The sequence below is a fragment of the Pantoea phosphatilytica genome (assembly GCF_051025615.1).
In the GTDB taxonomy this organism is placed as follows: Bacteria; Pseudomonadota; Gammaproteobacteria; order Enterobacterales; family Enterobacteriaceae; genus Pantoea.
Map to the genome: position 1 here is coordinate 331,993 of NZ_JBPFDF010000001.1, position 15,403 is coordinate 347,395.

The window sequence follows — 15,403 nt, forward strand, 5'->3', positions numbered from 1 at the left end:
TTTTCACTCTGAGGGAAAATCATGGAGAGTGCCGTAAATCTCTGGCCATTACTGGGCATTGCCGCCATCGTGATCGGCTTCGTTCTGCGTTTTAATCCGGTGCTGGTGGTGATCATCGCCGGGTTCGTGACCGGGCTGGCCGCGCTGATGCCGCTGGCAGATATTCTGGAAAAGCTGGGCGCGGGCTTTCTGAACACCCGCAATCTGCCGCTGATCCTGCTGCTGCCGCTGGCGGTGATTGGCCTGCTGGAGCGTCACGGGCTGAAAGAGCGGGCTCAGGCGTGGATTGCGCAGATTAAAACGGCCACCGCAGGCCGTCTGCTGATCGTCTATCTGTTTGTACGCGAAATCACCGCCGCGCTGGGGCTGACCAGCCTCGGCGGCCATCCGCAGATGGTGCGTCCGCTGCTGGCGCCGATGGCGGAAGGGGCAACAGAGAATCGCTATGGCGAGATCACACCTGAGTTGCGCCACCGTCTGCGCGCGATGTCGGCGGCGACCGACAACGTCGGCCTGTTCTTTGGCGAGGATATCTTCGTCGCCTTTGGTGCGATTATCTTTATGCATAACTTCATGCAGGAGTCCGCCGGGATCCAGACCGAACCGTTGCACATCGCGTTGTGGGGGATCCCGACCGCGGTGGCCGCGTTCCTAATCCACTCGGCTCGTCTGGTGCGACTGGACCGCCAGCTGGCGCGTGAGCTGCAGCGGCTGAACAGCCAGGCGATGAAGACCAAAGGAGGCGCATAATGTTCCAGCAACAGTATCTGATGTGGCTGGCAGGCATCATGCTGCTGGTGGTGGCGATCCTCTCCTGGCGCGATCGCGCGAATCCGCGCCGCCTGACGACCGGCCTGTTCTGGGCGCTGTATGGCCTGATATTCCTGATCGGTGACTGGACGGCAGATCTGCTGGGCCAGGGGCTGGGGTCGGCAGCGGCGGGCACCCGCACGCTGCACATCGCTGTCGGGGTCGTGGTGGTCATCATGGCGCTGATTGCGGGCCTGGGCGGCGTCCGGCTGGGACGCTATCATCAGCGCAGCGAAGAGGAGAAGCAGGCCAGCGCACAAAGTCTGCGCAATAAACTCTTCCTGCCCGCGCTGGCGATCCCGGTGGTCACCGTGGTCGGCGTGCTGGTGTTTAACCATATTCCCGGCCTGCAGGATTCGGTATTCGGACCCGGTAATCATGCAACGCTGGTGACGCTCTTTTCGATGATGGTCGGCTGTGTAGCGGGCTGGCTGGTGGCCCTGAAACTGACCCATGAAAAACCGGTGCAGTCGATGCAGGAGACCCGCCGCCTGCTGGATTCGATAGGCTGGGCCTTTATCCTGCCGCAGATCCTCGCCACCCTGGGGCTGCTGTTTACCAGCGCCGGTGTTGGCAGCGCGATTTCACATCTGACCCAGACCTGGCTGGCGGTGGACAATCGCCTGATTGCGGTCATCGTCTATGCCGTGGGCATGGCGCTGTTAACCATGATCATGGGCAACGCCTTCGCCGCCTTTCCGATTATCACCGCCGGCGTCGGCATCCCGATTCTGGTACTGCAGCACGGCGGCAACCCGGCGGTGATGGCGGCGATCGGCATGTTCTCCGGCTACTGTGGCACGCTGATGACGCCGATGGCGGCCAACTTCAATATTGTCCCGGCGGCGCTGCTGGAACTGCCCAACCGAAACGCGGTGATCAGGGCTCAGATTCCGACCGGTGTGCTACTGTTAATCGTTAACATTTTTCTGCTCTATTTCCTGATGTTTCTGTGAGGCAGCATGAAAACGGTCCTGATAACAGCCTTTGAACCTTTTGGCGGTGAAACGATTAATCCTTCATGGGAAGCGGTGCGGACGCTGGAGGGCAAAGCGATCGGCGGGGCGAAGATCGTCATCCGCCAGTTGCCCGTGATCTTCCGTGAGGTCCTCGGCGTGCTGAACCAGGCGCTGGAGGAGATCAGACCGGATGCGGTGCTGTCGGTAGGGCAGGCGGGCGGTCGCAGCGACATTACCGTCGAGCGTATCGGTATTAATGTCGACGACGCCCGTATCCCGGATAACGCCGGGCATCAGCCCGTCGATGAACCCGTGGTTGCCGGCGGTCCGGCAGCCTATTTTTCGCGGCTGCCGATCAAAGCGATTGTCGCCGCGGTGCGGGAGGCGGGCATTCCGGCGTCGGTGTCGCAGACGGCGGGCACCTTTACCTGTAACCGGGTGATGTATGGCCTGCTGCACTGGCTTCAGCAGCAGGAGAGCCCGGCGCGGGGCGGCTTTATCCATATCCCTTATCTGCCTGAACAGGCGGCGCAGCACCCCGGCGCGCCGAGTATGGCGCTGGCGACCATTGTTCAGGCGCTGGAGATTGCTGTTCGGGTCACGCTGGAGAACGGTGACGATATTAAACAGGCTGGCGGTGCCACCCACTAAGAGGATGAAGGATGCCTGAAGGACCGGAAATCCGCCGCGTGGCGGATAAACTCGAAGCTGCCATTGTGGGGCAGCCGTTAACGGAAGCGTGGTTTGCGTTTCCACAGCTCAAAACCTATGAACCGGCATTAATTGGTGAGCAGGTGCAGGCCATTGAAACGCGGGGCAAGGCGCTGCTGACACATTTCAGCAACGGCCTGACGCTCTACAGCCATAACCAGCTTTATGGCATCTGGCGCATTGTAAAACCCGACACCGAACTCAATACCACCCGTCAGCTACGGGTACGGCTGGCGACAGCAGATAAAGCGATTCTGCTCTACAGCGCCTCCGATATTGAACTGCTTAACGCCGATACCCTGGGGGCGCACCCGTTCCTGAATCGCATCGGGCCGGATGTGCTGAGCAGTGCCCTGACCGTTGAAGAGGTGCGGGAGCGGCTGCTGTCGCCCCGTTTCCGGCGTCGTCAGTTCAGCGGTCTGCTGCTGGACCAGGCGTTTCTGGCCGGGCTGGGTAACTACCTGCGCGCCGAAATTCTCTGGCTGGCGCAGCTGCTGCCGCACCACCGGGCACAGGATCTGAGTGAAGATCAGCTGACTGCATTCAGCGAGGCGCTGCTGTCGGTGCCGCGGCACGCCTACCGGATGCGCGGCACCATGAAGAAATATCATGAGGAAGCGGCATTTCAGTTTGAGGTGTTTCATCGGCAGGGCAAAAAATGCCGGCGCTGTGGCACGGTCGTCGAGAAGGGCACGCTGTCGTCCCGGCCGTTCTACTGGTGTCCGGGGTGTCAGCGATAAGCTGAGGCGTGAAGTTAAACGCGCGAAAGGTGCTGACAGCAGACGGCTAATAAACGTCAGACCGGGTGACGTCAGCCGCTACGAAGCAGTATGACGCGCAGGAAACAGGGGGAGGAGAGCGTTCCGGTAACGGGCGCATCTCCCGAATGAGGTGCGTAACCGTGCGGATCGCGAATGACGCCTGTTGCCTCTTTGCTCTCTGACCCTGTCCTCTGCGCAGGTGCAGTATCACAGCGAAGCGTCCAGGCGTGATAAGCGATCAGGCGGAGATCGCTCTCCGCCCTGGATCTTACTTCTTCAGCTGTGAGGTAAACTCGCGCTCGGTATAACCGGTGTAGAGCTGGCGCGGACGGGCAATCTTCATGCCTTCGTCGTGCATCTCTTTCCAGTGCGCAATCCAGCCAACGGTACGGGCCATCGCGAAGATCACCGTAAACATGGAGGAAGGAATACCCATCGCTTTCAGGATAATACCGGAGTAGAAGTCCACGTTTGGATAGAGTTTACGCTCGATGAAGTAGGGGTCGTTCAGCGCAATGTGTTCCAGCTCCATCGCCACTTCCAGCAGGTCATCCTTCATCCCCAGCTCATTCAGCACTTCATGGCAGGTATCGCGCATCACGGTCGCACGCGGATCGTAGTTTTTGTAAACGCGGTGACCAAAGCCCATCAGACGGAAGGAGTCATTCTTATCTTTGGCGCGCTTAATAAACTCAGGAATATGTTCAACGTTGCTGATCTCTTCCAGCATACGCAGGGTCGCTTCGTTGGCACCCCCGTGCGCTGGTCCCCACAGGGAGGCGATACCCGCGGCAATACAGGCAAACGGATTCGCGCCGCTGGAACCGGCGGTACGGACGGTTGAGGTGGAGGCGTTCTGCTCATGGTCCGCGTGCAGGATCAGGATACGGTCCATTGCGCGTTCCAGCACCGGGTTCACCTTGTACTCTTCGCACGGCGTGGCGAACATCATATGCAGGAAGTTACCTGCGTAAGAGAGGTCGTTGCGCGGATAGACAAAAGGCTGGCCGATAGAATATTTGTAACACATCGCCGCCATGGTCGGCATTTTCGACAGCAGACGGAATGCCGCGATTTCGCGGTGGCGCTCAATGTTTACATCCAGTGAATCGTGATAAAACGCTGCCAGTGCGCCGGTCACACCACACATGACGGCCATCGGGTGAGAGTCACGACGAAAACCGTGGAACAGACGGGTAATCTGCTCATGGATCATGGTGTGACGGGTAACGGTGGTACGGAACTCGTCGAACTGCTTCTGGTTCGGCGCTTCGCCATTCAGCAGGATGTAACAGACTTCCAGATAGTTAGAGTGGGTAGCCAGCTCAGAAATCGGGAAACCACGGTGCAGCAGGATGCCTTCATCACCATCGATGAAAGTGATTTTAGATTCGCAGGACGCTGTAGAAGTGAAACCGGGATCGAAGGTGAACAGGCCACTTGAACCCAGAGCGCGGACATCAACCACATCCTGGCCCAGCGTGCCCTTCAGCACGTCCAGCTCCACCGATGTTCCATCTTGCAGGGTTAGCGTTACTTTTTTATCTGTCATTTTCGTCTCCATAGCGCCTTATGTAGGTAAGGATCTTTAGACACCTGAAACGCGTTCATGTTGCGGTTGGCAAAACTACACAGTATCACTCTGCGGGGGTAAAGCGGGTGCAGGGTACAGAGTGAGCGGCGCGTTCCACGGGAGGAACCGGTGAGCCATGGACATGCTGCATATCGCGGTTGTTAAAGATCCGGTCAGGATATAACTTCTTGGTAACCAATAACCTGATGCTTTTTAATGCTCATTATCGCAATGTTACATAACTTGCGCTTAGGGGAAAGTGTATCCCCATAACTTTTGTGCATCATAGGAATTTACAGGCTTAGTTTGTAACTGAATTGTTGAACTATTGTCAAATCAGATAATTAAAATTGTATCAATTGTGAAAATCGTGAGTCTGATCACTGTTCTACCCAAAATATACCAAAGAGTTTGTAGGGGAATTGTAATCAGAATGTGATCCTCCTATACTTCCGCCAGGTCTCCGGAACACCCTGACACCAGGAGCCACCCAGCGTTTACTACCGCGTCACTTAACACTGGATGTTGCTTTTTTGGTGACGGTTAAAGTCTGCCACGCGTTGTGAATAGACTCCGCCTCAGGTCCGGAGGAAGCAAAATAAAAAAAGGCTGTGTGGGCAAAACCGTGAAAAAACAAAGACCTGTCAACTTGGATCTCTCGACGATCCGGTTTCCCGTTACTGCAATATCGTCCATTCTTCACCGCGTCTCCGGCGTCATCACCCTGGTTGCTATTGGCATCCTGCTGTGGCTGCTCGGTCTCTCTCTCTCCTCTCCTGAAGGTTTCCAGCATGCTGCATCCATTATGGATGGCTTCTTCGCGAAGTTCATCATGTGGGGCATCCTGACTGCGCTGGCCTATCACGCGGTGAGCGGGATTCGTCATATGTTGATGGATTTTGGTTATCTGGCTGAAACGCTGCAGGCTGGTAAGCGCTCAGCGCATATATCTTTTGTGATCACTGTCGTGCTGGCAATTCTGGCGGGAGTCCTCGTATGGTAAGCAATGCATCCGCGTTGGGTCGCAACGGCATTCAGGACTGGCTGCTGCTGCGGGCAACTGCAATTCTCATTACACTCTACATCGTCTACATCCTCGGTTTCGTGGTGATGACAGACACGCTGACCTATGACCTGTGGCGTGGCTTCTTCGCTTCTGCCTTCACCAAAGTGTTCACGCTGCTGACGCTGTTTTCTATCCTGATCCACGGCTGGATCGGAATGTGGCAGGTGTTAACAGACTACGTTAAATCGCTGCCAACCCGTCTGTTGTTACAGTTTGTGATTGTCGTGGCACTGTTGTGGTATGCGATTTATGGCTTTGTTGTGGTGTGGGGTGTGTAAATGAGTTTGCCAATCAGAGAGTTTGATGCCGTGGTGATCGGCGCAGGTGGCGCAGGCATGCGTGCCGCACTGCAAATCTCCCAGGGCGGCCAGAGTTGTGCGCTGCTGTCTAAAGTTTTCCCGACCCGTTCCCACACCGTTTCTGCGCAGGGCGGTATCACCGTTGCGCTGGGTAACACCCATGAAGATAACTGGGAATGGCACATGTACGACACCGTCAAAGGTTCCGACTATATCGGTGACCAGGACGCGATCGAATATATGTGTAAAACCGGCCCGGAAGCGATTCTGGAGCTGGAGCACATGGGCCTGCCGTTTTCCCGTCTGGAAGATGGTCGCGTCTATCAGCGTCCGTTTGGTGGCCAGTCGAAGAACTTCGGTGGCGAGCAGGCAGCGCGTACCGCGGCCGCCGCTGACCGTACGGGTCATGCCCTGCTGCACACCCTCTATCAGCAGAACCTGAAGAACAAAACCACTATCTTCTCGGAGTGGTATGCGCTGGATTTGGTGAAAAACGCCGATGGCGCGGTGGTCGGCTGTACGGCTATCTGCATCGAAACCGGCGAAACGGTCTACTTCAAAGCGAAAGCGACCATTCTGGCGACCGGCGGCGCTGGCCGTATCTATCAGTCCACCACCAATGCCCACATCAACACCGGAGACGGCGTGGGTATGGCGCTGCGCGCAGGTGTGCCGGTGCAGGATATGGAGATGTGGCAGTTCCACCCGACCGGCATCGCGGGCGCGGGCGTCCTGGTGACCGAAGGCTGCCGTGGTGAAGGTGGCTATCTGCTGAACAAACATGGCGAACGCTTCATGGAGCGTTATGCGCCAAACGCTAAAGACCTGGCGGGCCGCGACGTGGTTGCGCGCTCGATGATGATCGAAATCCGTGAAGGTCGCGGCTGTGACGGTCCGTGGGGGCCGCACATCAAACTGAAACTCGACCACCTGGGTAAAGAGGTGCTGGAATCCCGTCTGCCGGGCATCCTTGAGCTGTCGCGCACCTTTGCGCACGCCGACCCGATTAAAGAGCCGATTCCGGTGATCCCGACCTGCCACTACATGATGGGCGGTATTCCGACCAAAGTGACCGGCCAGGCGCTGCGCGTCAATGAGCAGGGCGAAGATGTGGTGATCCCGGGCCTGTTCGCCGTCGGCGAAATCGCCTGTGTATCGGTGCACGGTGCTAACCGTCTGGGTGGTAACTCACTGCTCGACCTGGTGGTCTTTGGCCGTGCGGCCGGCCTGCATCTGCTGGAGAGTATTCAGGAGCAGGGCGAACTGCGCGATGCCACCCAGGATGAGATTGACGTGGCGATGGCACGCTTCAACCGCTGGGAAAACAACACCACCGGTGAAGACCCGGTTGAAATTCGTAAAGCGCTGCAGCGCTGCATGCAGAACAACTTCTCAGTGTTCCGCGAAGGCGAGGCGATGGCCCAGGGACTGGAAGAGCTGAAAGAGATTCGTCAGCGCCTGAAATCCGCCCGTCTGGATGACCGCTCACCGGATTTCAACACCCAGCGTATTGAGTGTCTGGAGCTGGACAACCTGATGGAGACGGCGTATGCCACGGCGGTGGCGGCGAACTACCGCACCGAGAGCCGCGGTGCCCATAGTCGCTTCGACTTCCCGGATCGTGATGATGAAAACTGGCTGTGCCACAGTCTTTATGTCCCGGAAACCGAAAGCATGACGCGCCGTGAGGTGAACATGCAGCCGAAACTGCGCGCGGCCTTCCCGCCGAAAGTGCGTACCTACTAATTTCGGAGACGATCATGAGACTTGAGTTTTCCATTTATCGCTACAATCCGGACGTTGACGACAAGCCACGGATGCAGGATTACACCCTGGAATCGGAAGATGGCCGCGACATGATGCTGCTGGACGCGCTGATTCGCCTGAAAGAGAAAGATCCAACGCTGGCCTTTCGTCGCTCCTGCCGTGAAGGCGTCTGCGGCTCTGATGGCCTCAACATGAACGGCAAAAACGGCCTGGCCTGTATCACGCCGGTTTCGGCCCTGGGCAACGGCAAACAGAAAATTGTTATCCGTCCGTTACCCGGTCTGCCGGTGGTACGCGACCTGGTCGTGGACATGAGCCAGTTTTATGCACAATATGAGAAAATTAAGCCTTTCCTGTTGAATAATGGGGAAAATCCGCCAGCACGCGAGCATCTGCAGTCACCGGATGAGCGTGAGCACCTGGATGGCCTGTATGAATGTATTCTCTGTGCCTGCTGCTCTACCTCATGCCCGTCATTCTGGTGGAACCCTGAGAAGTTCATCGGTCCGGCCGGTCTGCTGGCCGCGTATCGCTTCCTGATTGACAGCCGCGACACCGAAACTGAGTCGCGTCTCGACAATCTGAACGATGCGTTCAGCGTATTCCGCTGCCATAGCATCATGAACTGTGTGAGCGTCTGTCCGAAAGGGCTGAACCCGACGCGCGCCATCGGCCATATCAAGTCGATGCTGCTGCAGCGCGGCGCATAGTTACTCTCTGCCGGGAACCTCAGGTTCCCGGTGTTTTACGGAAGCCTCTGTAAGCGCGGTGATGACCACGTTTACAAAGGTTCCCTTACGGGCCACGCGCGCTGCGCAGAGTGCTCGTATCGCTGAACTCACTACGGCAAACCGCGAAAGCGGCAACAAATGAAACCTCAAAAAAGCATAGCAATGCTTAAGGGATCACAATGCAGAACAGCGCGATGAAGCCCTGGCTGGACTCTTCCTGGCTGGCCGGCGCGAATCAGTCTTACATAGAGCAGCTCTATGAGGATTTCCTGACCGATCCTGACTCTGTCGATGCAGTGTGGCGCTCGATGTTCCAACAGTTACCGGGCACCGGAATGAAACCTGAGCAGTTTCACTCCACCACACGTGAGTACTTCCGTCGCCTGGCGAAAGACGCATCTCGTTACACCTCATCTCTCTCCGATCCGGAAACCAACTCCAAGCAAGTGAAAGTGCTGCAGCTGATTAACGCGTTTCGTTTCCGCGGCCATCAGCATGCCAATCTTGATCCGCTCGGCCTGTGGAAACAGGATCGGGTCGCCGATCTCGATCCCGCGTTTCACGATCTGACTGAGGCCGATTTTCAGGAAAGCTTTAACGTCGGCTCTTTCGCCATCGGCAAAGAGACCATGAAGCTGGCCGATCTCTTCGAGGCGCTGACTCAGACTTACTGCGGCTCAATCGGTGCGGAGTATATGCACATCAACAACACGGACGAGAAACGCTGGATCCAGCAGCGTCTTGAATCCGTCGCAGGCCGTGCAGCGTTCAGCAACGAAGAGAAGAAAGGTTTCCTGAAAGAGCTGACCGCAGCAGAAGGGCTGGAGAAATACCTGGGCGCGAAATTCCCGGGTGCCAAACGCTTCTCGCTGGAAGGCGGCGATGCGCTGGTGCCAATGCTGCGCGAGATGATCCGTCACGCCGGTAAAAGCGGCACCCGTGAAGTCGTACTGGGGATGGCACACCGTGGCCGTCTCAACGTGCTGATCAACGTGTTGGGCAAAAAACCGCAGGATCTGTTCGACGAGTTCGCCGGTAAGCATAAAGAGCATCTTGGCACCGGTGACGTGAAGTATCACATGGGCTTCTCCTCAGACGTGGAAACCGAAGGCGGCCTGGTTCACCTGGCGCTGGCGTTTAACCCGTCGCACCTGGAGATCGTCAGCCCGGTGGTCATGGGATCTGTCCGCGCCCGTCTGGATCGTCTGGATGAGCCTGCCAGCAATAAAGTCTTACCGATCACCATTCATGGTGATGCGGCCGTGATCGGCCAGGGCGTGGTGCAGGAAACCCTGAACATGTCTCAGGCGCGCGGTTATGAAGTGGGCGGCACCGTTCGCATCGTCATCAATAACCAGGTTGGCTTCACCACCTCCAACCCGAAAGATGCGCGTTCGACCCCTTACTGCACTGACATCGGCAAAATGGTGCTGGCCCCGATCTTCCACGTCAACGCGGACGACCCGGAAGCGGTGGCGTTTGTCACCCGTCTGGCGCTCGACTACCGCAACACCTTCAAGCGTGATGTGTTTATCGACCTGGTCTGCTATCGCCGTCATGGTCACAACGAGGCGGATGAGCCAAGTGCGACTCAGCCGCTGATGTACCAGAAAATCAAAAAGCATCCGACGCCGCGCAAAATCTACGCCGACCGTCTGGAAAGCGAAGCCGTTGCCACGCAGGAAGATGCGACCGAGATGGTCAATCTTTATCGCGATGCGCTGGATGCGGGCGAGTGTGTGGTGCCGGAATGGCGTCCGATGAGCCTGCACTCCTTTACCTGGTCGCCTTATCTCAACCATGAGTGGGACGAGCCTTATCCGGCCCAGGTTGAGTTAAAACGTCTGAAGGAGCTGGCGCTGCGTATCAGCCAGGTGCCTGAAGAGGTGGAAGTGCAGTCGCGTGTCGCCAAAATCTATAACGACCGTCGTCTGATGGCTGAAGGTGAGAAAGCCTTTGACTGGGGCGGCGCGGAAAACCTGGCCTACGCCACCCTGGTGGATGAGGGCATTCCGGTACGCCTGTCGGGCGAAGATAGCGGTCGCGGCACCTTCTTCCATCGCCATGCAGTGATCCACAACCAGTCAAACGGTTCGACCTATACCCCTCTGCACCATGTGCACAGCGGCCAGGGTCAGTTCAAAGTCTGGGACTCCGTGCTCTCTGAAGAGGCGGTACTGGCGTTCGAATATGGCTACGCCACCGCAGAGCCGCGCATCCTGACCATCTGGGAAGCGCAGTTTGGTGACTTTGCCAACGGTGCTCAGGTTGTTATCGATCAGTTCATCAGCTCCGGCGAGCAGAAGTGGGGCCGGATGTGTGGCCTGGTTATGCTGCTGCCGCACGGTTATGAAGGTCAGGGCCCGGAGCACTCCTCGGCGCGTCTGGAGCGTTATCTGCAGCTTTGTGCAGAGCAGAACATGCAGGTCTGCGTGCCATCCACGCCAGCGCAGGTTTACCATATGCTGCGTCGTCAGGCGCTGCGCGGTATGCGTCGCCCGCTGATCGTGATGTCACCGAAATCGCTGCTGCGTCACCCGCTGGCAATCTCCACACTGGATGAGCTGGCGAATGGCAGCTTCCAGCCAGCCATTGGTGAGATCGACGATCTGGATCCACAGGGCGTGAAACGTGTCGTGCTCTGTTCCGGTAAAGTCTATTACGATCTGCTGGAGCAGCGTCGTAAAAACGAGCAGACCGATGTGGCTATCGTCCGCATCGAGCAGCTTTATCCGTTCCCGCACCAGGCGGTGCAGGAAGCATTAAAAGCGTATTCTCACGTACAGGACTTTGTCTGGTGCCAGGAAGAGCCGCTGAATCAGGGCGCCTGGTATTGCAGTCAGCATCACTTCCGTGAAGTTGTGCCGTTTGGTGCCACTTTACGTTATGCCGGCCGCCCGGCCTCGGCCTCACCGGCCGTGGGTTACATGTCCGTACACCAACAACAGCAGCAAGACCTGGTTAATGACGCGCTGAACGTTAATTAATTAAAAGGAAAGATAATGAGTAGCGTAGATATTCTCGTTCCCGACCTGCCTGAATCGGTTGCCGATGCCTCAGTGGCAACCTGGCACAAAAAACCAGGCGATGCCGTCACGCGCGATGAAGTGCTGGTTGAAATCGAAACCGATAAAGTGGTGCTGGAAGTGCCAGCCGCTGCTGACGGTATCCTGGAAGCCGTTCTGGAAGAAGAGGGCGCCACCGTCACTTCCCGCCAGATCCTGGGTCGCCTGAAAGAGGGCAACAGTGCCGGTAAAGAGACCAGCGCGAAGTCTGAAAGCAAAGAGTCTACCCCGGCTCAGCGTCAGACCGCGTCTCTGGAAGAAGAGAGCAACGATGCGCTCAGCCCGGCGATTCGCCGCCTGATTGCCGAGCACAACCTGGATGCCTCGCAGATCAAAGGCAGCGGTGTGGGCGGACGTCTGACCCGCGAAGATGTTGAAAAACATCTGGCGAACGCGCCAAAGGCCAGCAGCGCCGCACCGGCAGCGGATAGCGCCGCGGTCCAGCAGCCTGTTGCGAATCGCAGCGAAAAACGCGTGCCGATGACGCGTCTGCGCAAGCGCGTGGCCGAGCGTCTGCTGGAAGCGAAAAACAGCACCGCGATGCTGACGACCTTCAATGAAATCAACATGAAGCCGATCATGGACCTGCGTAAGCAGTATGGCGAGGCGTTTGAGAAGCGCCACGGCGTACGTCTGGGCTTTATGTCTTTCTACCTGAAAGCGGTAGTTGAAGCGCTGAAACGCTATCCGGAAGTGAATGCGTCTATCGATGGCGAAGATGTGGTTTACCATAACTACTTCGATGTCAGCATCGCCGTCTCCACGCCGCGTGGCCTGGTGACACCGGTTCTGCGCGATGTGGATGCGCTGAGCATGGCGGACATTGAGAAGAAAATCAAAGAGCTGGCTGTGAAAGGCCGTGATGGCAAGCTGACCGTTGAAGATCTCACCGGCGGTAACTTCACCATCACCAACGGCGGCGTCTTTGGTTCACTGATGTCCACCCCGATCATCAACCCACCGCAGAGCGCCATCCTGGGTATGCACGCTATCAAAGATCGCCCGATGGCGGTCAATGGTCAGGTTGTCGTGCTGCCAATGATGTACCTGGCACTCTCTTATGACCACCGTCTGATCGATGGCCGCGAATCAGTGGGTTATCTGGTTGCAGTGAAAGAGATGCTGGAAGATCCGGCGCGCCTGCTGCTGGATGTCTGATTTTCACCGGGCGCGCCTCGCGCGCCCAACCTCATTACTCTTTTCAGACCTGAATGGATAGAACATCATGAACTTACACGAATACCAGGCGAAACAGCTGTTTGCACGGTATGGCATGCCGGCACCAACGGGTTACGCCTGTACTACACCACGCGAAGCGGAAGAAGCAGCCTCTAAAATTGGCGCAGGCCCGTGGGTAGTTAAATGTCAGGTTCATGCCGGTGGCCGCGGTAAAGCGGGCGGTGTGAAAGTGGTTAACAGCAAAGAAGAGATCCGTGCTTTTGCTGAGAACTGGCTGGGCAAGCGCCTGGTAACCTATCAGACAGATGCAAACGGTCAGCCGGTTAACCAGATTCTGGTGGAAGCGGCGACAGATATCGATCAGGAACTCTACCTGGGCGCCGTGGTCGATCGCGCGACGCGTCGCGTCATTTTCATGGCCTCTACTGAAGGTGGCGTGGAAATTGAGAAAGTCGCGGAAGAGACCCCGCACCTGATCCACAAAATGGCGCTGGACCCGCTGACCGGGCCACAGCCATATCAGGGCCGCGAACTGGCCTTCAAACTGGGCCTGACCGGTAAGCTGGTTGGTCAGTTCACCAAGATCTTCATGGGTCTGGCGACGCTGTTCCTGGAGCGCGACCTGGCGATGGTTGAAATCAACCCGCTGGTCATCACTAAACAGGGCGATCTGATCTGCCTGGATGGCAAACTGGGTGCCGATGGCAATGCGCTGTTCCGTCAGCCAGAGCTGCGCGAAATGCGCGATCCAAGCCAGGAAGACCCGCGTGAAGCCCATGCTACGCAGTGGGAACTGAACTATGTTGCGCTGGAAGGCAACATCGGTTGTATGGTTAACGGCGCAGGCCTGGCGATGGGCACCATGGACATCGTTAAGCACCACGGCGGTCAGCCAGCCAACTTCCTGGATGTCGGCGGCGGCGCAACCAAAGAGCGCGTAACCGAAGCCTTCAAAATCATCCTGTCTGACGATGCGGTGAAAGCCGTCTTCGTAAACATCTTCGGCGGCATCGTACGCTGCGACCTGATTGCCGACGGCATCATCGGCGCCGTCGCTGAAGTGGGTGTGAACGTGCCGGTAGTGGTACGTCTGGAAGGTAACAACGCCGAGCTGGGCGCCCAGAAACTGGCGGACAGCGGTCTGAACATCATTGCAGCAACCAGCCTGACAGACGCCGCACAGCGTGTTGTTGCTGCCGCGGAGGGTAAATAATGTCCATTCTGATCGACAAAAACACCAAAGTCATCTGCCAGGGTTTCACTGGCGGCCAGGGGACTTTCCACTCTGAGCAGGCGCTGGCCTATGGTACGCAACTGGTTGGCGGCGTGACCCCAGGTAAAGGCGGCACCACCCATCTCGGCCTGCCGGTGTTCAACACCGTGCGCGAAGCGGTAGAAGCCACCGGCGCCACCGCCACCGTGATCTACGTTCCGGCGCCTTTCTGCAAAGATGGCATCCTGGAAGCGATCGAAGCGGGCATCAAACTGATCATCACCATCACCGAAGGCATCCCGACGCTGGATATGCTGACCGTGAAAATGAAGCTGGATGAAGCGGGCGTGCGGATGATCGGTCCAAACTGCCCGGGCGTCATTACTCCAGGCGAATGCAAAATCGGCATCATGCCGGGCCACATTCACCAGCCGGGCCGCGTCGGCATCGTTTCCCGTTCCGGTACCCTGACGTATGAAGCGGTTAAGCAGACCACCGATATCGGTTACGGTCAGTCCACCTGCGTCGGCATCGGCGGTGACCCGATTCCGGGCTCTAACTTCATCGACATCCTGAAAATGTTCCAGGACGATCCGCAGACGGAAGCGATCGTGATGATCGGTGAGATCGGCGGCAGCGCAGAAGAAGAAGCGGCTGCTTTCATCAAAGAGCATGTGACCAAGCCAGTGGTTGGCTACATCGCAGGTGTGACTGCGCCGAAAGGCAAGCGTATGGGTCACGCCGGTGCGATCATCGCCGGTGGTAAAGGCACCGCAGATGAGAAGTTTGCTGCGCTGGAAGCCGCAGGCGTGAAAACCGTTCGCAGCCTGGCGGACATTGGTGACGCGGTGAAAGCCGTTTTACCTGCTCGCTGAGTCTGATCGGCAGAGTGTAAGAAGCCACCTTCGGGTGGCTTTTTTTATGGGCGAAATGAACAGAACGACCGCCGTCAGCGGCGAGGGGAGGGGATGTCAGCTGACCATCACGCCCTCTGTTACGTTAACAGATAGTGACAATAGTAAATTATTATTCCACTCCATAGTTCATTAATGACATCTCATTAACAAGAAACCTACCCGACTCTATCTGGAAACTTATTGCGTTAATCCAGATCAATTAATCGCGATTTATATCCAACTATTCCGCTGGCAAAGCGCAGCGTTAAGGGCGTAAATTGCGCTGCATCAATCCAGCCTTTTACATACATTTTCAAACGTCTGCTCATCCCGGGATGACACCCGCTTTCTCCTGTTTAAGCACGCGTTAATG

13 protein-coding genes are annotated in these 15,403 nt (G+C 57.1%); 12 read left to right on the forward strand and 1 reads right to left on the reverse strand.

The window, feature by feature from the left end; translation table 11 throughout:
- Positions 1-21 precede the first annotated feature (21 nt).
- From ACR6AS_RS01840 to nei, 4 genes are read left to right on the forward strand one after another with little or no spacing between them, the layout of a single operon-like run.
- On the forward strand, positions 22-750 hold the full coding sequence (locus ACR6AS_RS01840) for a DUF969 domain-containing protein (RefSeq protein ID WP_111141009.1): 729 nt from the start codon (positions 22-24) through the stop codon (positions 748-750).
- On the forward strand, positions 750-1,766 hold the full coding sequence (locus ACR6AS_RS01845; RefSeq protein ID WP_293773691.1) for a DUF979 domain-containing protein: 1,017 nt from the start codon (positions 750-752) through the stop codon (positions 1,764-1,766). The genes ACR6AS_RS01840 and ACR6AS_RS01845 overlap by 1 nt, the downstream gene beginning before the upstream one ends.
- A gap of 6 nt (positions 1,767-1,772) precedes the next feature.
- The gene (gene pcp, locus ACR6AS_RS01850; RefSeq protein ID WP_434160944.1) at positions 1,773-2,420 is read left to right on the forward strand and encodes a pyroglutamyl-peptidase I; all 648 of its coding nucleotides are present in this window, start codon (positions 1,773-1,775) and stop codon (positions 2,418-2,420) included.
- An 11-nt stretch (positions 2,421-2,431) separates the two neighbouring features.
- On the forward strand, positions 2,432-3,220 hold the full coding sequence (gene nei, locus ACR6AS_RS01855; RefSeq protein ID WP_293773695.1) for an endonuclease VIII: 789 nt from the start codon (positions 2,432-2,434) through the stop codon (positions 3,218-3,220).
- A 289-nt stretch (positions 3,221-3,509) separates the two neighbouring features.
- Here nei and ACR6AS_RS01860 read toward each other — a convergent pair whose 3' ends face one another.
- Positions 3,510-4,793 (reverse strand): citrate synthase, encoded by a 1,284-nt coding sequence (locus tag ACR6AS_RS01860; RefSeq protein ID WP_111141768.1) that lies wholly within the window; start codon positions 4,791-4,793, stop codon positions 3,510-3,512.
- A gap of 634 nt (positions 4,794-5,427) precedes the next feature.
- Between ACR6AS_RS01860 and sdhC the strand changes: the two genes are divergently transcribed.
- The 8 genes from sdhC to sucD all read left to right on the forward strand — a co-directional run bounded on the left by sdhC (position 5,428) and on the right by sucD (position 15,009).
- Positions 5,428-5,817, forward strand: a complete 390-nt coding sequence (sdhC, locus tag ACR6AS_RS01865; protein ID WP_111141770.1) for a succinate dehydrogenase cytochrome b556 subunit — start codon at positions 5,428-5,430, stop codon at positions 5,815-5,817.
- Entirely contained in the window at positions 5,811-6,158 is a 348-nt protein-coding gene (sdhD, locus tag ACR6AS_RS01870; RefSeq protein WP_009091417.1) for a succinate dehydrogenase membrane anchor subunit, read from the forward strand. Before sdhC ends, sdhD begins: the two co-directional genes overlap by 7 nt.
- Complete coding sequence (gene sdhA, locus ACR6AS_RS01875) at positions 6,159-7,925, forward strand: succinate dehydrogenase flavoprotein subunit (RefSeq protein WP_111141772.1); 1,767 nt, start codon at positions 6,159-6,161, stop codon at positions 7,923-7,925.
- A 14-nt stretch (positions 7,926-7,939) separates the two neighbouring features.
- Positions 7,940-8,656, forward strand: coding sequence for a succinate dehydrogenase iron-sulfur subunit (locus tag ACR6AS_RS01880; protein ID WP_009091413.1), 717 nt, complete (start codon positions 7,940-7,942; stop codon positions 8,654-8,656).
- A 200-nt stretch (positions 8,657-8,856) separates the two neighbouring features.
- Entirely contained in the window at positions 8,857-11,664 is a 2,808-nt protein-coding gene (gene sucA / locus ACR6AS_RS01885; protein WP_111141774.1) for a 2-oxoglutarate dehydrogenase E1 component, read from the forward strand.
- Between the two features lie 15 nt (positions 11,665-11,679).
- The gene (odhB, locus tag ACR6AS_RS01890; protein WP_111141776.1) at positions 11,680-12,900 is read left to right on the forward strand and encodes a 2-oxoglutarate dehydrogenase complex dihydrolipoyllysine-residue succinyltransferase; all 1,221 of its coding nucleotides are present in this window, start codon (positions 11,680-11,682) and stop codon (positions 12,898-12,900) included.
- 67 nt (positions 12,901-12,967) lie between these two features.
- On the forward strand, positions 12,968-14,134 hold the full coding sequence (sucC, locus tag ACR6AS_RS01895) for an ADP-forming succinate--CoA ligase subunit beta (protein WP_003853151.1): 1,167 nt from the start codon (positions 12,968-12,970) through the stop codon (positions 14,132-14,134).
- Positions 14,134-15,009, forward strand: a complete 876-nt coding sequence (sucD, locus tag ACR6AS_RS01900; RefSeq protein WP_111141778.1) for a succinate--CoA ligase subunit alpha — start codon at positions 14,134-14,136, stop codon at positions 15,007-15,009. Before sucC ends, sucD begins: the two co-directional genes overlap by 1 nt.
- The last annotated feature ends 394 nt before the right edge of the window (positions 15,010-15,403 follow it).